Source organism: Pseudomonas sp. A-RE-22, assembly GCF_019956035.1.
GTDB classification, from domain to species: domain Bacteria; phylum Pseudomonadota; class Gammaproteobacteria; order Pseudomonadales; family Pseudomonadaceae; genus Aquipseudomonas; species Aquipseudomonas brassicacearum.
The window spans coordinates 1-20,291 of record NZ_JAHBCZ010000067.1 but is presented as its reverse complement, the minus strand read 5'-3'; the positions used below and the strand labels follow the sequence as shown (position 1 = coordinate 20,291).

The window sequence follows — 20,291 nt, the reverse complement described above, 5'->3', positions numbered from 1 at the left end:
GGGTTATCGGCGTCGGTCAGGGTTTTCCAGGCCTCGGCATCGAACGGCGGCTCTTGCAACTGCACCAGCTTGAAGCGCCCGAGCAGTGGCGTGGGCGACCAGTAATAAAACAGGATCGGCTTGCCCCGGCGGATCGTCGAGCTGATTTCCGCATCCAGCGCCGCCCCCGAACCGCTGCGAAAATTCACGTAGCTGTCAGACAGGCCATACGCCTTGAGCTTCTGTTTGTTGACCACCTCGGAAGTCCAGCCAATGGGGCTATTGAGGAAGCGACCCTTGTCGGGGCTCTCCGGGTCCTTGAACACATGCTTGTAGCGCGCCAGGTCTTCGACGCTGCGCAGGTCCGGCGCCAGGGGCTTGATGCCCTTGGCCGGGTCGCCCTTGATGACGTACTCGGGCACCCACCAGCCTTCCGTCGCGCCTTTGACCGTATCGCCCAAGGCGACCACCTTGCCTTCGGCCTCGGCCTTGACCCACACCGGGCTGCGGCCGGCCCACTCCTCGCCGATCACCTGGATGTCGTTATTGGCCAGGGCGGTTTCCAGGGTAATGGTGGTGCCCGGCAATGTGTCGGTCTGCAACCCGTAGCCTTTTTCGACGATGATCCGCAGGATATCGGTGATCAGGCTGCCACTTTCCCAGTTCAAGTCGGCAAAGTGGATCGGCGCTGTGGCGGCCGACGCCGGAAGGGGTGAAACCAACACCGCGAAGGTGGCCCAGGCAGCCAGCCACTGTCGAACTCGTTTCATGCTTTGCACCTCATGCCAGATACAGCAATAGCTGAACGGCCCTGCGTAACCGAACGCAAGCCCTGAATAGTTCAGTCAATTGACTGTAGCCGAGGTTCCAGCGAGATCTTGCGAAACTGTCAGCGGTTTGGGCGCACAGCCCCCCGCAAGCCCGATGCCTACGCGCTTTTCAGCGGTCCGGAAGCGATCACTCGCTGGCCTTGAAGGTCACCAGTTCGCCCTTGCGCCACTTGGCGGCCTTGGCGGTGACCGCCTTCAGGGTCTTGGTCAAGCCTTCTTGCAGTTGTTCGTTGGCCGCAAACACGGTCACCACGCTGTGGCCTTCCTTGAACAGGATTGCCTGACCACCGGGGGTCGTGACGAAGGCGTAATCGCCAAGGCCATAGACTGTCAGCTTGATTTCGCGAAAGCGGATTTCAAACTTGCCACCTTCGCGGCTGGGCAACACCGCTGCGCGAAAATGATCACCGACCTTGAGTTCGAGCCTGGGCTTGTCATCGACCACCAGGGCCGACTCGGTGTCGATTTCGGCGACATAAATACCTTCGGCGGTCTGCTCGGTGATGTAGACGAAACGTGACTGGAAGAGTTTGACCAGTTTTGCCCGCAGGTCACCAAGTACGAATAACGCATGCATGTCGAGATTACTTACTGCCAAGGAAACATCCCCATTTTTGAAAAAGGCCCGCCCTGCACAAAGGACGGACCACGAGAACCCGTGCCGACTGTAGTGTCGTAATGGACCTGTAATTGAAATTCGAAGTGAACGGCGCGCCCTGTCCCGGGCCGAGAGCAGACTAAAGGTTGCCGCTCTCGCCGTCTTTCCCGGGGGGTCGCCAGAGGCTGAAGGAAAAAGCCACTCTGAGCATCGGAAAAGATGGGACTACTAACTTTAGGGAAATTTCTCACTTAAAAAAGCATTTTTCTGACATCAAGCCCAAAAAAAATTGCTTTAGATAGGCGCAGCCGTCCACACGACACTGCCGATTCTAGAGCAGCCGAAGGCGTGGAGACTACTCGAAGTACTCGGCAATTCGTCGGTAAACCATAGAAAAGGAATTCACATGGCCACTTTCACAACCCTGCCCCACCCCTTCCCACCTTGCATCGTCGATACAGCTGACAGCTTCGACGGGGTCGATTGCCTGCCTATTTCGTTGATACAGCCGCGTTATCGGGTGGTTCTGGCCGGTAAGTGTTTTTTTCACATTGAGGAAACATCGACCGGACGTGTAAGAGGATTCCGAACCGATCATAACGAAGCCTGCTGCCTGGCCAGGCGTCTCGAACACAGCGCCTGAGCTCATCTATGCCCGTCCATGACTTAACTCAGCCGTCGACGGGCAACTGCTGCCATACTGCCCGCCCAGCGAAGCCGTCGCCCATCGACGGATCGCGCACCCATAGCATGACTTCGAGGAGAAGGCGCGACGTGACGGAATTTGATATCGGCGAATTTTTTATCCGGGGCGAAGCCAGAGAAGTCGAAGGCGAGTTCCAGGCCGTCATCGTTATGCGCGCCAAGCCACCCTTGACTACCGTCAGTTGCCACCAGGTCGAGAAGGATCGCTGGTTCAAGACTGCGGAGATCGCTGCCGAGGCTGCCAGGGAAGCCGCCAAGGCGTTGAAGGCCGCCGTGGATGAAGGGGCCCTGAAAGCCTGAGCCCGATCGAACTCCTGATGACCGCTTGCCTCAGATAAAGGGAAGCACCGAGGCGCCACGACGGTGCCCCGCCAAAAGGAGACTCCCATGGAACAACCTTCCCACGAACTCAAGACCCTGTTCGACCAACTGGGCCTGCCCTCCGACGACAAGGCCATCGACGATTTCATCATCGCCCACCCGCTGGCCCCGGAGATCAAGCTGGTGGAGGCCGATTTCTGGTCGGACCAGCAAAAAGACCTGCTCCGGGAATGGCTGCTCGCCGACGGCGAAGAGGCGGTGCTGGTGGATCAGTTGAACGTGCGTCTGCACGACGGCAAGTAGCCTCAAGAGCCACCACCGCTTTTTTGTGGCGAGGGGGATTTACCTGTGGGAGCAAAGCTTGCTCGCGATGCAGACGACGCGGTTTTCCAGGGAACCGAGGCGCCTGCATCGCGAGCAAGCTTTGCTCCCACAGCCTAGCGCGGCTTCTCGGGTTTGTAGCCCAGGCGCAAACCACCCCAATGACGTCCCTTGAGCATGATCGGAACCGAGAGATCGTGCATCAACTCCCCCGTATCGCGGGTGTAGGTCTGGAGCAGTACAGGTTGCTGGTGGCTGCCGCAGCGGATCCCGGTGCGGTCGGAGAACTTGCGCTTGGTGCGGTTATTCAGCGTGTCCACCTGGGGATCGCCGGTCAGCGGCTGGCTGAAGACCTTGTTATGGGTCGGCACGTAGCCCTGCTGGGTGCAGGCAATCGCAAACACCAGGCCCTCATGCCGGGCAAGCAAGGGCTCCTGGATCGCTGGCAGTACCTGGTCGGTGTAACGGTCGAAACGGGTCTGGAATTTGGCTGGCTGGGTATTGGGTATCGGCTGGTAGTTACGGTCGAACAGGTCCTCCAGGCTGACACGGCCCTGGTCGATATCGGCTTCGAACTGCGCAGCGATCTGGCTCGCCCCTTCCCGCGCCAGGTCGTAGACCCGTTGGTGATAATCGTCGAGGCCCACCTCGGCCAGGCGTTCGCTGATGGTTTCGGCCTGACCTTCCATTTGCACGGCCGCCTCGGCCAGGCGCTGGGTCTGCTGGTCGCTGATGGACAGATCGCCGCGCATCTGCTCGATGGCGTGGAACAGGCTGTCGAGTTGTTCGCGATTGGTGTCGGTGCCTTCGGCGATGGCGCTGACCTGGGTTTCGACGCCGGCGGCGAGCCGGGCGATGTTTTCCAGATGCTGGCCGGTATGCTCGACCTGCTGCACGCCAATGTCCAGGTCAGCGGCCAGTTGACGAATCTGCTCCACCACCTGGGCGGTGCGCTGCTGGATGTCGGCCACCATCACCCCGACCTCGCCGGTCGCCGCAGCCGTGCGCCCGGCCAGGCCACGAACCTCATCGGCCACCACCGCGAACCCACGGCCATGCTCTCCGGCCCGTGCCGCCTCGATGGCCGCGTTCAGCGCCAGCAGGTTGGTCTGGCTGGCGATCGACTGGATCACCAGGCTGACCCGCTGGATTTCATCGCTGCGCACACTCAAGGCCTCGATCAACTCGCGGCTGTCGTTTGCGCGCTGGCTGAGCTGGTGCATGCGGCTGATGGACTCCACCAGCTCGCTGCGCCCGGCCAGGCTGCTGCGATGGGCCTCGCTGGCGGCGCTCAGGGCTTGCTGGCTGAGTTGCGAAGTGGCTTGCTCGGTGGCGATCATCGATTCGGCATTGCTGACGATCTGCGCCGCCGCGTCGAGTTGGGACTGGACCTTGCCGGCCAGTTGCTTGACCGAATAGGCGACACCGGCCGCTGACAGCGCGTTATGGCTGGTGGTGTAGGACAGGTTGCGGGTCAGCTCGGCCAGTGTGTCGGTCGCGAGTACGGGCGCCGCGGCCACGCGCGAACGCAGGCGCGGCAACCAGACGATGAGCATGACCAGCGGCAGGCCCAGGTACAGCGACCAGCCGCCCAGGGCCATGCCGCACACCAGCAATGCCAGGGCGAGACTCTGCAAGGTCGGCGTCAGCCAGCGCGCCGTGCTTTTTGTCTCAGGTACCGAGGCCGGCACCGCACCCGTCAGCGTTCCGTCTGTCGCCATGTTCGTCACCCACATTCTCGTTGTTATAACCGCATTAAACGCCACTACAGAGCCATTATCCATGGTCCATTAGTCGCGTTCTTGCAGCAGATCAACGGGAGTAGACGAACGAGCACGGGCGAAAGCAAAAGATCGCGGCCTTCGTCAAAAGGTCGCGATCTTTTTTTGGAAAACCCGAATCAGGCCTGACGCTGGTGCTTGTCGATCTGTTCGTGACGTTCCTGGGCTTCGATGCAGTACTTGGTGGTCGGGCTGATCAGCAGGCGCTTGAGGCCGATCGGCTCGCCGCTGTCGTCGCACCAGCCGAAGCTGTCGTCGTTGATACGGTCCAGGGCCTGCTCCAACTGTGGCAGCATCCGCTGGTCGCGATCGATGGCGTTGACCAGCCAGGTACGCTCTTCTTCTACGGAAGCAGCGTCCGCCGGGTCAGCCGGGGTATCCAGGCTCTCAATGGCGATTCGGTTCTGTTCGATGCGCTCGTGGGTTTCGACTTTCATGTTCTGCAACAGCTTGGTGAAGAAAGCCAGCTGCTCGGCATTCATGTAGTCATCCGCCGGCATGGCCAGCAACTTTTCCTTTGTCATTGATATCTCTATAAAAAAACGTGCATTAAGGCGAATTATGGAGCGTCCCGCAGCGCAGCTGCCACGCTCATCAGGAAGGCGCCGCCGATTCCAAGCGCCACCCGGCACTCAATTTACGAGGGGCGGCAGTCTAAGGCCGAGTCGAGGCCTCAGCAACTGAAAACATAGGGAAAATGTCCGACAACCCCTTCAAATGTTCTCTGACAGGCTTTTGGCAGTCATCGGAGTGCGTTTATAACAAGAAATTCGGTGCAATAGCTGTATTAAGAAGACAAATGGCAACGCCACGCGGGTCAGGCGTGGCGCTTTGTCACAACTTCCCGGGGCTCAGCGTTTGAGTTTGCGCTTGTTGCGGTACTGGTCGATGACCACCGCCACCACGATGATCAGCCCTTTGATGATGTCCTGGATGTAGGCATCGACACCGACAAAGGTGAAACCGCTGGCCATCACCCCAAGGATCAGCGCCCCGATCACGGTGCCGGTGATGCGCCCCACCCCGCCCGCCAGGCTGGTGCCGCCGATCACGGCCGCGGCAATCGCGTCCAGTTCATAGGACATGCCCATGCCCGCCTGCCCCGTCGCCGCCCGCGCCGAGGCCACCACGCCGGCCAACCCCGCCAGCAACCCGGCAATGCTGTAGACGATCACCAGGTGGCGCTTGACGTTGATGCCTGATGTGCGCGCCGCCTGCATGTTGCCGCCGATGGCGTAGGTGTACTTGCCATACTTGGTGTAGCGCAGCGCGATGTGAAAGATCACCGCCACCACCAGGAAGATGATCACCGGCATCGCCCCATGCCCGATAGCGGTATAGGAATCGGACAGCATGCTCACCGGTTGGCCTTCGGTGTAGTAGCGCGCCAGGCCACGGGCCGAGACCATCATGCCGAGGGTGGCAATGAACGGCGGAATACCGGTAACGGCGATGATGCTGCCGTTGATTGCCCCGGCCAGCAGCCCTACGCCGAGCCCCGCCACCACCGGTATCCACACCGGCAAGTCCGTCAAGGAGGGAAACACCGCCCGGGCGAAGTCAGAAGTCTGGGCCAGACTGGCGGCAATCATCGCCGACAGCGCCAGCACCGAGCCGGACGACAGGTCGATACCGGTGGTGATGATCACCTGGGTCACGCCGATGGCCAGCAGGCCGATGATCGACACTTGCAGGATCATCAGCACCAGGCGCTGGGAGTTCATCAGGAAACTCTGGTCGCGCATGATCCAGCCGAACATTTCGAACACCAGGCCGATGCCGATCAGCACCAGGAAGATACTCAGTTCCGTCGGCAGTCGCCGGCGTGCCCTGGCCGGTGCGGCCGCGGGTTTGTTTTCCAGTATCGCGTTCATAACCATTCACCTTTTTTATCTGGACTGACGGGCATCAGGACAGGCCTGAAGCCAATTGCATGACTCGTTCCTGGGTCGCTTCGCTGCGGTCGAGGGTGCCCATCAGGTCGCCTTCGTGCATCACCATGACCCGGTCGCTCATGCCCAGTACTTCCGGCAGCTCCGAGGAAATCATGATCACCGCCATGCCTTCGCTGGCGAGGTAGGAAATCAGCCGGTAGATCTCGGCCTTGGCACCGACATCGATGCCACGGGTCGGCTCGTCGAGGATCAGGATGCGCGGGTTGGTCATCAGCCAGCGGGCCAACAACGCTTTCTGCTGGTTGCCGCCAGACAAGGTGTCGATGCACTGTTCCAGCGACGGGGTCTTGACCCGCAGCTTCTTGCACATGTCCTCACACAAGGCGCGCAGGGCTTTCTGCTGGATGAAGCCGTTGCCCACGTAATGGGGCAGCACGGCCATCTCCATGTTTTCCAGCACCGACAGGCACGGGAACAGGCCACTGAGCTTGCGGTCCTCGGTCAACAGCGCGAAGCCTTTCTCGATGGCCATGTGCGGGTCGCTGATGCGCACCGGTTGGCCGTCCAGCAGGATTTCGCCGCCGGTACTCGGGGTCACGCCGAAAATCGCCTCGGCCACGTTGGTCCGGCCCGAGCCCATCAACCCGGCGATGCCCAGGATCTCCCCGGCATGCAGGTCGAAGGACACGCCTTTGAAGATGCCGTCCAGGCTCAGGTCGCGCACCGACAGCACCAAATCGCCGATGGGTTTCTCCCGTACCGGGAACAACTGGCTCAGTTCGCGCCCGACCATCATCGAAATCAGGCTGTCGCCGTCCATGCTGTCGGCCCGTTGCAGGCCGATGTAGGCACCGTCGCGAAACACCGCCACTTCATCGGCGATGGCAAACACCTCGTTCATTTTGTGGGTAATGTAGATGATGCCCTTACCCTGGGACTTGAGGTCGGCAATGATCGAGAACAGGTGGGCGACTTCGGTCTCGGTAATGGCCGAGGTCGGCTCGTCCATGATCAGGATGTCGGAGTCGTAGGACACGGCCTTGGCAATCTCCACCATCTGCCGCTCGGCGATGCTCAGGTTGCCGACCTGCTCCTCGGGGTCGAGCTTGATGCGCAGGCGCTCCAACAGGCGGGCGGTGCAACGATGCATCTCGCCATGGTCGACCATGTGCAGGCCGTTGAGCTGCTCGCGACCGATCCAGATGTTTTCGGCGATGCTCATGTGGGGCATCAGGTTCAGTTCCTGATGGATCATCGCGATGCCGGCCTGCAAGGCCGCCAGCGGCGTGTCGAACGTCACCGGCTTGCCGCGCAGGCGCAGTTCGCCGGCGTCCGGCTGGTAGATACCGGCGATGATTTTCATCAAGGTGGATTTGCCCGCGCCATTCTCGCCCATCAGGGCCAGTACGGAACCGGGGCGTACCCGCAGTTGTACATCGGACAGGGCCACCACGCCGGGAAAGCCTTTGCTGACATTGACGACTTCCAGCAGATACGGTTCATCAGGTATTGCGTCCGGCCGGAAAGTCATCGCCGGGGCGCTCGAAGCAGTCGCTGAAGCGAACATGATCAGGTACTCCCTCGGCAAGGTCGGCGTTGCAACCTTGCCTGTTTATTGTTGTGGTGGGACCGGTACTTCAAACGTCACTTGAACTGATCGACGTTTTCCGGCGTGATCAGGCGGTACGGCACCCAGACGGACTGCTCGACCGGTTGTTTCTTGACCATTTTCACCGCCGTATCGATCGAGCCGTCGGCCTGACCCTTGGCGTCCTGGAACACCGAGACGGCCATCTCGCCCTTCTTGATCGCGTTCAAGCCGTCCGGCGTGCCATCGACCCCGGCAATCAATACGCTGCCCTTCTTGGTGCCCGCTTGCTTGAGGGCCATGGCGGCGCCGATGGCCATCTCGTCGTTGTTGGACACCACGGCCTGGAACTCGCGGCCCTGGGTCAGCCAGTCGTTGACCAGGGTCATGCCCTTGTCCCGGGACCAGGTACCGGTCTGTTCCTGCTCGATCTTGATGTTGGGGTATTTGGCCAGCACCTCCTTGACGCCCTTGGTGCGGTTGGCGGTGGAGTTGTTGGCCAGGTCGCCCAGCAGGATCACGATGTCGCCCTTGCCGCCCATCTTGTCGGCCAGGTATTGCATCTGCATGCGGCCGGCTTCCAGGTCATCGGAGGCCACGGTGACCACGCCTTCTGGCAACTTCGGATCATCCGGACGGCGGTTGACATAAACCAGTGGGATACCGGCGGCCACGGCGGCCTTGGTGATGCGCTGGGTCGCGGCGGTGTCCACCGGGTTGACGATGAGCGCGTCGACTTTCTGGCTGATGAAGCTTTCCACCTGGCTCAGTTGCTTGACCACGTCACTGCGCGCGTCTTCGAACTGCAGGGTGACGCCGTCCGGCAGGGACTTGGCTTTCTTGTCCATGGATTCGCGCAGGTAAGTCAACCAGGTGTCATCGAACTGGGACATGCTGACGCCGATCTTCAGGTCCGCCAGGGCAGCGCCGCTGGTGAGCATCAACGACAGAGCCAGCGAGGCGATACGGGTCTTGGTCTTCATGAACGGTCTTTCTCCACTTTTTTGTTGGTTTTATGGATAAGGCGTGACGGATCAGGAACGGGGCAAACGCACGATGGGCGCGCCGGGCATGCAACACACCATGGCGCCGTTACGCTGGATACACAGGGATTCGAACAGGGGGAGAACTGCGGACAGGCGCAGCAGATGTGGCAGGTGAAACGCAGAGCGGCTGAAGGTTTTCATCGACGGTACCTAGCTGTGTTTCTTGTTTTTGTTTCGTCTGGCATCCGTTCAAGGCTGGCTTGGCGGGAGACAGACAGGATTGTCGGTAACCTGGAATTGACTTTATTGGAAAATATTTTCCATATCAACTCATTTTAGAATTTTATTCGTTTTTTATTCCATGGCCGACAGGCGTCGATAAACGCACCACTTCGCCCTGCTCGGCACTCTGCCTGGCGGCATCAAGAATGCGCGTGGTCGCCAATGCATCACGGGCCTCCACCGGCAGCGGGCCAGCGCCCTGCAACGCGGTTTGCAGGTGTTGGTAGAACGCCAGCCAGCAGCCACGCTCCGAGGTCACCCGCTCGCGCTCGGTGCCGTGTTCGAACCAGCCCCAGCGCCGATGCTCTTCAGCGCCCCAGTGTTCACCCTCGGTCGCCGGGCTCAGGCCCGCCAGCGCCTGGGCTTCCTGGCCGTCCAGGCCTTCAACGGTATAGCAGCCCTGGGTGCCGTTGACCCGAAAGCGCGGGCGCGCTGCGTTTTGCACGCAATTGCCGCTCAAGTGGGAAATCACGCCGCTGGCATGGGTCAAGGACATGAAGAAGCCGTTGTCGAACACCTGGCCGGGCTGGCGGTAGTCCAGCTCGGCGTAGACCCGCTCCACCGGCCCGAACAGTTGCAGCGCCTGGTCCACCAGGTGGCTGCCCAAATCGCGCAGGAACCCGCCACCGCTGCCTTTGCCGACCGAGGCCGGCGAATAGCGCTCGACGCTGGATTCAAAACGAATGACCTGCCCCAGGGCGCCTGACGCCAGCAGTTTGCGCAAGGTCAGGAAATCCGAATCCCAGCGGCGGTTCTGGTACACGCTCAACGGCACGTTGTGTTGTTCGGCGGCCATCACCATCGCCTCGGCCTGTGCTGCATCCCAGGCAAAAGGCTTGTCGCTGACCACCGCCACGCCGAGTTCGATGGCTTGCATCACCACCTCCGGGCGACCGTCCAGCGGCGTGGACACCACCACCGCATCAACGCCCGCTGCGACCAATTCTTCGAGGGAGTCAAAGGCTTGGACGTGCGGATAATCACTCGCCAGTTGCTGGCGCCGCTCGGCAGACCGGGTCACCACGCCGACGAACGTAGCCCCGGGCAGGCTGCTGATCAGCGGCGCATGAAAAAACCGCCCGCCCTTGCCGTAGCCCACTAGTCCGATTCGCATGAAAACTCCTTAGATCACGGTTTGAATGCAGTCCCTGTGGGAGCTGAGCCTGCTCGCGAAGACGGCGGCACATTCAGCATCAATGCAAGCTGATCCACCGCCATCGCGAGCAAGCTCGGCTCCCACAATTTGACCGAGTACCTTCAGGGGAAACGCGGTCGACTGTGGGAGCGAGCTTGCTCGCGAAGGCGGCGGATCCTCCAGCAGTAATGTCGACTGACCCACCGCTATCGCGAGCAAGCTCGCTCCCACATTTTTGGACGGTGTTAGCCGTAGAAACGCGGGCGCTCGGGCAGTTCGACCTTGACGATCTGCCCACTCTGCTGCGCTTGGACACAGGCATCCGCCGCCACCGCTGCGGCAAAACCATCCCAGGCCGACGGCCCGCCCACCTGCCCGGCGCGCACGCCGTCGATGAAGGCCTGCAATTCGACGTCGTAGGCCGCGATGAAACGGTCCTTCCAGTCCATCAGGATCGCATTCGACAGTTTCGCGCCACTGCGCAATTGCACCTGGGACGGTTCAGGGAGCTTGGCGATGCCGGTCTCCCCCACCACTTCGCACTGGATGTCGTAGCCGTACTGGCAGTTGACGAACACTTCGACGTCGATGCGCGTGCCCCGGGCGGTTTCCAGCAGGACGATCTGCGGGTCGCGCAAATGGGCCAGGGCCTTGCTGGTCTTGCGCGGAAACACCACCTGCACCGACACGTAGTCATCGGCCAGCAGCCAGCGCAACACATCCAGCTCATGGATCAAGGTGTCGGTGATCGCCATGTCGGTCTTGTAGTTTTCGCCCACGCTCGGGTTGCGGTGGGCGCAATGCAGCATCAGCGGTTCGCCGATCTGGCCGCTGTCGATCACCGCCTTCAGCGCGCGATAACCTTCATCGTAAGGGCGCATGAAACCGACCTGCACCAGGCGCTTGCCGTGGGCGATTTCAGCCTCGACGATCTTGCGGCAGCCTTCGGCCGTGACGGCCAGGGGCTTTTCACAGAACACCGGTTTGCCCGCCGCAATCGCCGCCAGCACGAACTCTTCGTGGCTGGGGCCCCAGGAGGTGACGAGGATCGCCTCCACGTCCGGCGCCTTGATCAATGCATGACCGTCGGGGTAGACCTCGGCGGTCAGCTTGAGATCGGCAACGATCTTGGCCGCTTGTTGCAGGTTGATGTCGGTCACCGCCACCACCTGGCTGTTGAGCAAGGTCTGGCTGCAACGACGGATATGGTCCTGGCCGATGGCCCCGGTGCCGATGACGCCCAGCTTCAAAGACATGAAAAACTCCTTTCGTAGTGTTGGGGCAATCAGTATTGACGGGCCTTGGCCAGTCGTTCGTTGAGGGTCTTGGCGACCGCATCGGTGCGGGCGCTGGTGGACACCTGCGCCACGCCGACCCGCCACCACGACAGGTATTTGTGGATCATGGTCTTGGGCAAAACCTTGATATCGATCAGCGTCGAGACGCTCTGGCGCCGCGCATCGGCCAGGGCCGTGTGCAGCTCATCGAGGGTCTTGACCTTGTAGGTCTTGCAGCCATAGGCCGCGGCACTCATGGCGAAGTCCACCGGCACGAAACCGCCATCGAGCTTGCCCGTCTCGGGGTTGCGAAAGCGGAACTCGGTGCCGAAGCTGTCCATGCCGTGTTCCATTTGCAGGTTGTTGATGCAACCGAAGGTCATGTTGTCCAGCAGCACCACATTGATCTTGCGTCGCTCCTGGATCGAGGTCGCCAGCTCCGAGTGCAGCATCATGTAGGAGCCGTCGCCCACCAGGGCGTAGACCTCTTTGTCGGGCTCGGCGAGCTTCACCCCCAGCGCCGCATTCACCTCGTAGCCCATGCACGAATAACCGTACTCGACGTGATAGGTGTTCACGCCCTTGCTGCGCCAGCTGCGCTGCAAGTCGCCGGGCAGGCTGCCAGCGGCGGCGACAATGATCGCGTCATCCGCCAGGGTCTGGTTGAGGGTGCCGAGCACGCGGCTCTGGGTCAGGCAGGAACCGGTGAGTTCGATGAATTCGCGAAACACCGCCGGGTCCATGTGATCGTTGATTTCCGGGACAAAATCCTCGGCCTGGAAATCCGTCTGATAGATCCGGTCCACTTCCGCGTCCAGCTGGACCTTGGCATCGGCGATCTGCCCGCCCCATTCGGCGCGATAGTCGCCCATCGCAGCGGACAATGCCTCCAGTCCCGAACGGGCGTCCGCCAGCAATTGCACGCCGTCGAGCTTCAACGCATCGCACGGGCTGATGTTGAGGTTGAGGAACTGCACATCCGGGTGCTGGAACAGCCATTTCGATGCCGTGGTGAAATCGCTGTAGCGGGTGCCGATACCGATGATCAGGTCGGCTTTCTTGGCCAGCAGGTTTGCCGCCAGGCAACCGGTTTCGCCGACACCGCCGACGTTCAGCGGGTGACTGGACACCACCGCGCTCTTGCCGGCCTGAGTCTCGGCGAACGGAATGTCGAAGCGCTCGGCAAAGGCCTGCAACGCGGCGTTGGCACCGGCGTAGCGCACGCCGCCGCCACAGATGATCAACGGCTGGCGCTTGCCCTTGAGCAGCGCCAGGGCATCACCGAGCATCGCTTCAGTGGCCGGGCGACGGTCAATGCGATGGACACGTTTTTGCAGGAAGTAATCCGGGTAATCGTAGGCTTCGGCCTGCACGTCCTGGGGCAAGGCCAGGGTCACCGCACCGGTTTCGGCCGGGTCGGTCAGCACGCGCATCGCATGGATCGCAGCAGTCATCAGTTGCTCGGGGCGGTTGATGCGATCCCAGTATTTGCTCACGGCCTTGAAGGCATCGTTGGTGCTGATGCTCAGGTCATGGAACTGCTCGATCTGCTGCAGCACCGGGTCTGGCTGGCGACTGGCGTAGACATCGCCGGGCAACAGCAGCAACGGAATGCGATTGGCTGTCGCGGTGGCCGCTGCGGTCAGCATGTTCGCCGCACCGGGGCCCACCGACGAGCTGCAGGCGTAGATCTTGCGCCGCAGATGCTGCTTGGCAAAACCGATGGCGGCATGGGCCATGCCTTGCTCGTTACGGCCCTGATGGACTACCAGGTCGCCGCTGTCCTGCTCCAGCGCCTGGCCCAGGCCCAGCACGTTGCCGTGGCCAAAAATGGTAAAGACCCCGGCGACAAACTTGCTCTGAACGCCATCGACCTCGATGTACTGGTTATCGAGGAATTTCACCAGGGCCTGGGCCATGGTCAGTCGTGTTGTGGTCATGCTTGCACCTTTTCAAACGCAACTCGGTCAAGTGTGGGAGCGAGCTTGCTCGCGATAGCGGTGTGTCAGGCAGCTCAGATGTTGAGTGTGCCGCCGTCATCGCGAGCAAGCTCGCTCCCACAGGGGGTTCTCCAGCGTTCAGGGAATCGGGTCAGGCCTGGGAGCTTTGCAGGTGGTTCATGCTCGCCCCCAACGCCTGGCGAATGTCGGCCAGGTCATGGACGCTCTCGGCGAACGGCTCGAAGGACAGGTAGCCCTCGTAGCCACCGGCCCGCAGCGCCTCGATCTGCACGGCATTGCCGAGGATGTCGGCCGCGCCCACCAGCACTCGGTGGCCGTCACGGATCGTCGCCAGCGGCGCCTGGGCATCCTCGACGCCGGAGATGTGCACCAGCCCGGTCAGCTCGGGGAAGAACTCCTGTTCACCGGCCAAATGATGGTGAAAGGTGTCATGCACCAGGCGGAACACATCCAGCCCGCCAATGCTCTTGATCGCTTCCACCGCCGCGCGTTTGCGGCGCAGCGAGCACTCTTCGAAACCCAGGGGCTCGATGAAACCGTAGATGCCAAAGGCGCGCAGGATCGGCGCCAGTTCACTGAGGGCCGTACGCAGCCCCGCCGCACGCTCGGCCTCGCTGCGCGGGTCGGCGCGGTCGTTGAGCGGGCACATCACCAGCCCCTCGGCGCCGCATTCGCGGGCGTAGTCGGCCAGCCGCACGGCCTGGGCGCGGCGTTCTTCGTTCCACACGTCAAAGGGGTAAAGGGCGTTGATCGACAGCACCTTGATGCCACGCTCCTCGCACAACTCGCGCACCCGGGCCGGCGGCATGCCGTCTTCGATCTCGACGCCCTTCAGATCGTTGCGGATCTCGATGGCATCGGTTTTCAATGCCAGGGCCAAGTCGATGAAAGCGGGCAGTGACAGGCGTGGCGCAACCATTCGGTTCAAGGCAAAACGCAGGGGCTTGTTCATTGTTGTTCTCCCTCCGGCAGTCATTCAAAAAAGCGTTATTGAGCAGTCGGCATGCTGAACTCAGGACCCTTGGCAATGCTGTCGGGCCAGCGTTGCATCACGCTTTTGTAGCGGCTGTAGAAACGCAGGCCTTCTTCACCGTAGGCATGGTGATCGCCGAACAGCGAACGCTTCCAACCACCAAAGGAGTGCCAGGCCATGGGCACCGGAATCGGCACGTTGATGCCGACCATGCCGACCTTGATGCTGCGGGCGAACGCCCGGGCAATGCCGCCGTCACGGGTGAAGCACGACACGCCGTTGCCGAATTCATGGGCATTGATCAGCGCCACCGCCGTGGCGAAGTCCGGTACACGGACGATCCCCAGCACCGGGCCGAAGATTTCCTGCTGGTAGATGCTCATCTCGGCGGTGACCTGGTCGAACAGCGTCGCCCCGACAAAGAAGCCCTGCTCGGCGCCAGGCACCTTGAAACCACGCCCATCGACGATCAAGCGAGCGCCCTCGGCCACCCCAGCGTCGATGAAACCTTCCACTTTTGCCTTGTGCTCGGCGGTGACCAGCGGCCCCATGTCGGTGCCGGGTTGCTGGCCGTTGCCGATCTTCAGCTGGTCTATGCGCGGCAACAGCTTGGCAATCAATTCATCGCCCACATCACCCACCGCCACGGCGATGGAAATCGCCATGCAGCGCTCACCCGCCGAGCCGTAGGCGGCGCCGATCAAGGCATCCGCCGCCTGGTCGAGGTCGGCGTCAGGCATGACGATCATATGGTTCTTGGCCCCGCCCAGGGCCTGCACACGTTTGCCGTGCGCCGTACCCTGCTGGTGGATGTACTCGGCAATCGGCGTGGAGCCGACAAAGGAAATCGCTTCGATGTCCGGGTGCTGCAACAGCGCATCCACCGCCATCTTGTCGCCCTGGACCACGTTGAACACACCGTCCGGCAGGCCGGCTTCGGTCAGTAGGCGGGCCATCAGCAAACTGGCGGACGGGTCGCGCTCCGAAGGCTTGAGGATGAAGCAGTTGCCGGCGACCAGCGCCAGCGGAATCATCCACAACGGCACCATCACCGGGAAGTTGAACGGCGTGACCCCGGCACAAACGCCCAGGGGTTGGCGCAGGTTCCAGTTGTCGATGCCGCCGCCGATGTTGTCGCTGAAATCGGTCTTGAGCAGGTTTGGCGCACCGCAGGCGTACTCGACGATCTCGATGCCGCGGGTGACTTCGCCGTGGGCGTCGGACAGCACCTTGCCGTGTTCACGGCTGACGATTTGCGCCAGCTCGTCGTGGTGCCGGTCCAGCAGTTCCTTGAACTTGAACATCACCCGCGAACGTCGCAATGACGACTGCTCGGACCAGGCCGGGAACGCCGCCAGCGCCGAGGCCACCGCCGCGTCGACGGTGCCCGGTTCGGCCAGGGCCACCCGGGCCTGCACCGCGCCGGTGGCCGGGTTGAAGACATCGCCGAACCGCGTGCTGTCGCGGTCCTGCACGTGGCCGTTGAGGTAATGGCCTACTACCGGGGCGTCACTCATTGTTCTTGTTCTCCGTGCGAATGTTGGAAATCAGAGGTCCAGCAGCCAGCTGTGCTGCGGATCGTTATGGAACTGCCAGACCCGCTTCGGGCCGGCCATGACGTTCAGGTAATACGACTCGTACCCGTAGGGCACGCTGACCGGGTGGTAACCCTTGGGCACCACCACCAGGTCGCTGTTCTCCACGGCCATGGCCTGGTCAATGCTGCGGTCGTCGGTGTAGACCCGCTGGAACACGAAGCCTTGGGACGGGTTGACCTGGTGGTAATAGGTTTCCTCCAGGAAGCTCTGGTGCGGCAGGTCGTCGGTGTCGTGCTTGTGCGGCGGGTAGCTCGAGGAGTGCCCCGACGGCGTACGCACTTCCACCACCAACAGCGAATGGGCCGGCTCGCTGTCGGGCAGGATGTCGCAGACATAACGGGTGTTGGCGCCCTTGCCGCGCACACTGCGCTTCATGCTGTCCGGGCGGATCAACCGTGGGCCATGACTGTTCTGCGCAGCCCCCGGCGCGGCGCACACGGCAATCTGTACATCGCTCAACGCGGTGACCTGGGCCTGGCTGCCAGGCGGCAGGTAAGCGGCATAGGGTGACTTGTCCTCGAACACCGACTGGCGATCACCGAGGTTGTCCCAATCGAAGGCCCCCTGCCCCGGCGCTTCGCCCTTGAGGCTGATGCGCCCGCTGAGCAGCACCAGGCACAATTCCTTGTCGCCGGCGGCCACCGGCAGGGTTTCACCCAGGCTCAGGCGGTAGGCGGCGAACCCGACGTATTCCAGCTCCCCCGCCGGCAACTGGACCATGGTTCGACCGCTGGAATGGCTCTTGATCAACAGGCTCATGACGGACTCCTTTCTTGCAGCAAGGCACGCAGCGTGTCGTAGCCCTTCTTGGCGTAGGCATAACTCGGTGCTACGGCAGGGTCCTGCTCGGCTTCCACCACCAGCCAGCCTTGGTAATCGGCGGCCAGCAACACGTCGAGCAACACGGCGAAGTCGATGTCACCGTCCCCCGGCACGGTGAAGGTGCCGTTGATGATGCAATCGGGGAAGCTCCAGAGGTTATTGCGCGCCAGTTGCACCACCGGTTTGCGCACGTCCTTGAAGTGCACATGGCAGACCCGCTCGATGTGTTTGCGCAGCACCTGCAACGGTTCGCCACCGCCCATGTAGCAGTGGCCCGAGTCGAACAGCAGGCCCACTTCGCTGCCGGTCAGGGCCATCAACTTGTCGATGTCCGAGGGCGACTCGACATAGGCGCCCATGTGGTGGTGATAGGCCAGGCGCACGCCTCGGGACAAGGTGAAGCGCGCCAGTTCCGTGAGTTTGTCGGCGTAGGCTTGCCAGGCTTCATCCGTATGGAAACGCGGCCGCTCGATCAGCGCAATCCGCTGGCCCTGGATGGAGTCGGCGACTTCCCCGTACACCAGCACCGTCGCGCCGTTCTGTGCCAGCAGTTCGACGTGGCTGGCAATGGCGTCGATTTCCTCGGCCGCCGAACGCCGGGCCAGGCGACTGGAATACCAGCCAGAGACCAACGCCAGGTCATAAGGGCGCAGAACATCGCCGACACCCTTGGCGTCCTTGGGGAATTTGCCGTTGAGTTCAAAACCTTCGTAGCCGATTTCCTTGCCTTCACTCAGCGCCGTGCTCAACGGCGTTTCGCCGCCCAACGATGGCAAGTCGTCGTTGCTCCAGGAAATCGGGTTGATGCCAATTCGAATAGCGGGCATGGCTGCACCTTTTATTGTTTTTCACAAATCAGTAAGAACGACGCTGAACACTTGTGGGAGCGAGCTTGCTCGCGATAACGGTGTACCAGTCAATATTGATGCTGGCTGACCGGACGCCATCGCGAGCAAGCTCGCTCCCACATTACCCCCCCCATCAAGCACGGGCACTGCGCCACGCCTCGATCAATTCCACAAACCTGCCCTGCACCTGTCGGATCAGCGTTTCATCATCGATTTCCCCGGCAAGCCAGGCCCGACTCGGTTCCTGGAAGATCGTGCGGCCCACGGCGAACCCACGGCAGGTGGTGCTCTGGCTGGCTTGGCGGAAGCCTTCGGCCAGGGCGGCGGCCGGGGCGTTGAGGCCCAGCAGGACCACGCCGCGGCAATATGGGTCGCGTTGCTGGATCAGCTCATCGAGCTGTTTCCATTCCTCCGCGCTCTGGGTCTCGATCTTCCACCACGCCGGGAAAATACCCAGGTTGTAGAGGCGCTTGAGGGCACGATAGAGCACGTCCGGGTGCGGCGATGGATGATCCTTGGGCGGAATGACTTCCAGCAGCAATTCATGGCCGCTGACCTGGGAAGCCTTGTACAGCCCCATCAGTTGCGCTTCCTGCTCCAGGCGCAACAGTGGCTCGTCATCAGGGTGAAATTGCACCAGGCACTTGATGATCTGTTCCTGGGGCCAGGCGATCAGGTTGCTGCCAATGGAGCGCCCGTGTTCGAACGCCAGCGGTCGCGAATTCTGTACCTCCACCGGTCGCGCCACCCACCAGCCACGTCCGGTGGCAGCGTTCAGCGAGTCCTGGCCGAAACGTTGGTCGGCCAGCAGACCGACGTCGGCCTCGACGCCTTGGCGTTGCAGGTCGGCTTCGACCCGCTCCACCGCCTGGATGAACAGTTGCTTGAGCTCACCAATGCAACTCAGGTCGCGGCCGCCCTTCTGCGCCAGCTCCACCAGTTGCCAGCGATGGTCGAACGCAAAGATGAACAGTTGTCTCCAGGTCTTGCGGGGCACGCTGACCTGATGCAGTCGTTGCAGCACGGCATCCTGGTCCGGGCGGGTAATCGGCACCGGGCTCTTGAATAAATAGTCGAGCTCGGCCCGGGTCGGCATCGCCGGGGCACAGGCATGGCGCGACACCACCAGGCCACCGCAGGCATTGGCCAACTGACAGCAGCGCTCATCGCTGGCGTCCTCCAGCCAACCGGCGAGGAACCCCGACATGAATGCATCACCGGCCCCCAGTACATTCAAGACCTCGACCCGGACACCAGGGTAAAGGGCGCCGTCTTCAAGGCGGGCCGGAATGGCGCCATGAATGACCGTGCAACCTTGTGGGCCAAGCTTGACCACCAGGGTCGCCGCCGTCAGCGAGCGCACGGTGCGCAGTGCGGTCAGCAGGTCTTCGCTGCCGCCGGCGATCAGGAATTCTTCTTCAGTGCCAACGATGAGGTCGAAACGCGGCAGGATGCCTTGCACATGCTGGCTGACCTTCTGGTCGGCCACAAAACGGGTTTCCCCATCGGCCTTGCCCGCCAGGCCCCAGAGCACCGGCCGATAATCGATGTCCAATACGCATTTGACGTTGTGCTTCTCAGCGTAATCCAGCGCCTGGGTACTGGCCTTGTAGACGCCATCGGTAGAGAAATGCGTGCCGGTGATCAGCAGCGCCTTGCTGGAGGCAATGAAGGCTTCGTCGATGTCTTCGGCGCGCAACGCCATGTCGGCACAATTTTCCCGGTAGAACACCAGGGGAAAGGTTTCCCGGTCCTTGATACCCAGCAGGACCATGGCCGTCAGGCGTTCGGGATCGACCTTGATGCCACTGACATCGCAGCCTTCACGTGCCAGGGACTCCACCAGGAAGCGGCCCATGTGGTCGTCCCCTACCCGGCTCAGCATCGCCGACCGGAGCCCCAGGCGTGCCGTGCCGAAAGCGATGTTGGCCGACGAACCGCCCAGGTACTTGGCGAAGCTTGCGACATCTTCCAGGCGCGCGCCGACTTGCTGCGCGTAAAGGTCGACGCCCAGGCGTCCCAGGCAGATCACATCCAATTGACGCCCACTGGCAAAACGAGTCTGGCCCATGCTGGCTCCTGTTATTTTTATCAGCCTGCGCTTGTCGCCAAAACCGACGCCAGCGCTGTTGGTGAATGCAGACTAAAACGAGCGGCGCGCAATAATCAATAATTATTCTATAAATTTTTTACGTGGAATATTTTTTCCAATACGCTATGACCAAAGCGAGCCAGGCGCAGTGCATCGTTTCAGCAGATGCTGCAACATTTGTCAGCCCATGATTTTCCCTGCGCCTACGCTGTAGACTGCGACCAGCCAACCTATTGTCGAGGGCCGGCCTTTTTTTCGGGCCGCCCTATAAGAACAAGCCAGAAGGATTTTCTATGACC

Annotated in this window: 19 protein-coding genes; 3 read left to right on the top strand and 16 right to left on the bottom strand. The window is 61.7% G+C overall.

The genetic code is table 11. The features are described from left to right. A partial coding sequence (locus tag KGA89_RS26760) for a glycine betaine ABC transporter substrate-binding protein (RefSeq protein WP_223472965.1) occupies positions 1–749 on the bottom strand: 749 nt, incomplete at its 3' end. Between the two features lie 187 nt (positions 750–936). Then, complete coding sequence (locus KGA89_RS26755) at positions 937–1,386, bottom strand: hypothetical protein (protein WP_003202850.1); 450 nt, start codon at positions 1,384–1,386, stop codon at positions 937–939. A gap of 427 nt (positions 1,387–1,813) precedes the next feature. On the opposite strand from KGA89_RS26755, the gene KGA89_RS30910 reads away from it, so the two are divergent. The 3 genes from KGA89_RS30910 (at position 1,814) to KGA89_RS26745 (ending at position 2,736) form a co-directional block, all read left to right on the top strand. Further along, positions 1,814–2,050 (top strand): hypothetical protein, encoded by a 237-nt coding sequence (locus KGA89_RS30910; protein ID WP_411740652.1) that lies wholly within the window; start codon positions 1,814–1,816, stop codon positions 2,048–2,050. Positions 2,051–2,181: 131 nt separating this feature from the next. Continuing rightward, positions 2,182–2,412 (top strand): hypothetical protein, encoded by a 231-nt coding sequence (locus KGA89_RS26750; RefSeq protein WP_003202853.1) that lies wholly within the window; start codon positions 2,182–2,184, stop codon positions 2,410–2,412. An 87-nt stretch (positions 2,413–2,499) separates the two neighbouring features. Continuing rightward, the gene (locus KGA89_RS26745; protein WP_003202855.1) at positions 2,500–2,736 is read left to right on the top strand and encodes a DUF2789 family protein; all 237 of its coding nucleotides are present in this window, start codon (positions 2,500–2,502) and stop codon (positions 2,734–2,736) included. Positions 2,737–2,870: 134 nt separating this feature from the next. Here KGA89_RS26745 and KGA89_RS26740 read toward each other — a convergent pair whose 3' ends face one another. The 14 genes from KGA89_RS26740 to KGA89_RS26675 all read right to left on the bottom strand — a co-directional run bounded on the left by KGA89_RS26740 (position 2,871) and on the right by KGA89_RS26675 (position 19,971). Then, positions 2,871–4,094 (bottom strand): methyl-accepting chemotaxis protein, encoded by a 1,224-nt coding sequence (locus tag KGA89_RS26740; protein WP_411740648.1) that lies wholly within the window; start codon positions 4,092–4,094, stop codon positions 2,871–2,873. A 560-nt stretch (positions 4,095–4,654) separates the two neighbouring features. Continuing rightward, entirely contained in the window at positions 4,655–5,059 is a 405-nt protein-coding gene (locus KGA89_RS26735) for a TraR/DksA family transcriptional regulator (RefSeq protein ID WP_003202859.1), read from the bottom strand. A 327-nt stretch (positions 5,060–5,386) separates the two neighbouring features. Continuing rightward, positions 5,387–6,409 (bottom strand): ABC transporter permease, encoded by a 1,023-nt coding sequence (locus tag KGA89_RS26730; protein ID WP_003202861.1) that lies wholly within the window; start codon positions 6,407–6,409, stop codon positions 5,387–5,389. A 34-nt stretch (positions 6,410–6,443) separates the two neighbouring features. Next, positions 6,444–7,997, bottom strand: coding sequence for a sugar ABC transporter ATP-binding protein (locus KGA89_RS26725; protein WP_223472963.1), 1,554 nt, complete (start codon positions 7,995–7,997; stop codon positions 6,444–6,446). Between the two features lie 77 nt (positions 7,998–8,074). Then, complete coding sequence (locus tag KGA89_RS26720; RefSeq protein WP_214512667.1) at positions 8,075–9,001, bottom strand: sugar ABC transporter substrate-binding protein; 927 nt, start codon at positions 8,999–9,001, stop codon at positions 8,075–8,077. Positions 9,002–9,052: 51 nt separating this feature from the next. Beyond that, positions 9,053–9,205 carry a hypothetical protein gene (locus KGA89_RS26715; protein ID WP_003202866.1) on the bottom strand — a complete coding sequence of 51 codons (153 nt, stop codon included), beginning with the start codon at positions 9,203–9,205 and terminating at the stop codon, positions 9,053–9,055. Positions 9,206–9,347: 142 nt separating this feature from the next. Then, on the bottom strand, positions 9,348–10,400 hold the full coding sequence (locus KGA89_RS26710) for a Gfo/Idh/MocA family oxidoreductase (RefSeq protein ID WP_223472962.1): 1,053 nt from the start codon (positions 10,398–10,400) through the stop codon (positions 9,348–9,350). 266 nt (positions 10,401–10,666) lie between these two features. Further along, on the bottom strand, positions 10,667–11,677 hold the full coding sequence (locus tag KGA89_RS26705) for a Gfo/Idh/MocA family protein (RefSeq protein WP_003202870.1): 1,011 nt from the start codon (positions 11,675–11,677) through the stop codon (positions 10,667–10,669). A gap of 29 nt (positions 11,678–11,706) precedes the next feature. Then, positions 11,707–13,638 (bottom strand): 3D-(3,5/4)-trihydroxycyclohexane-1,2-dione acylhydrolase (decyclizing), encoded by a 1,932-nt coding sequence (iolD, locus tag KGA89_RS26700; RefSeq protein WP_223472961.1) that lies wholly within the window; start codon positions 13,636–13,638, stop codon positions 11,707–11,709. 151 nt (positions 13,639–13,789) lie between these two features. Continuing rightward, on the bottom strand, positions 13,790–14,611 hold the full coding sequence (locus tag KGA89_RS26695) for a TIM barrel protein (RefSeq protein ID WP_223472960.1): 822 nt from the start codon (positions 14,609–14,611) through the stop codon (positions 13,790–13,792). A gap of 35 nt (positions 14,612–14,646) precedes the next feature. Continuing rightward, on the bottom strand, positions 14,647–16,149 hold the full coding sequence (locus KGA89_RS26690; protein WP_223472959.1) for a CoA-acylating methylmalonate-semialdehyde dehydrogenase: 1,503 nt from the start codon (positions 16,147–16,149) through the stop codon (positions 14,647–14,649). 30 nt (positions 16,150–16,179) lie between these two features. Beyond that, positions 16,180–16,989 (bottom strand): 5-deoxy-glucuronate isomerase, encoded by an 810-nt coding sequence (iolB, locus tag KGA89_RS26685; RefSeq protein ID WP_013693594.1) that lies wholly within the window; start codon positions 16,987–16,989, stop codon positions 16,180–16,182. Continuing rightward, positions 16,986–17,879, bottom strand: a complete 894-nt coding sequence (gene iolE / locus KGA89_RS26680; protein WP_100264272.1) for a myo-inosose-2 dehydratase — start codon at positions 17,877–17,879, stop codon at positions 16,986–16,988. The genes iolB and iolE overlap by 4 nt, the downstream gene beginning before the upstream one ends. A gap of 154 nt (positions 17,880–18,033) precedes the next feature. Further along, the gene (locus KGA89_RS26675) at positions 18,034–19,971 is read right to left on the bottom strand and encodes a bifunctional 5-dehydro-2-deoxygluconokinase/5-dehydro-2-deoxyphosphogluconate aldolase (protein ID WP_223472958.1); all 1,938 of its coding nucleotides are present in this window, start codon (positions 19,969–19,971) and stop codon (positions 18,034–18,036) included. Positions 19,972–20,291 lie beyond the last annotated feature (320 nt).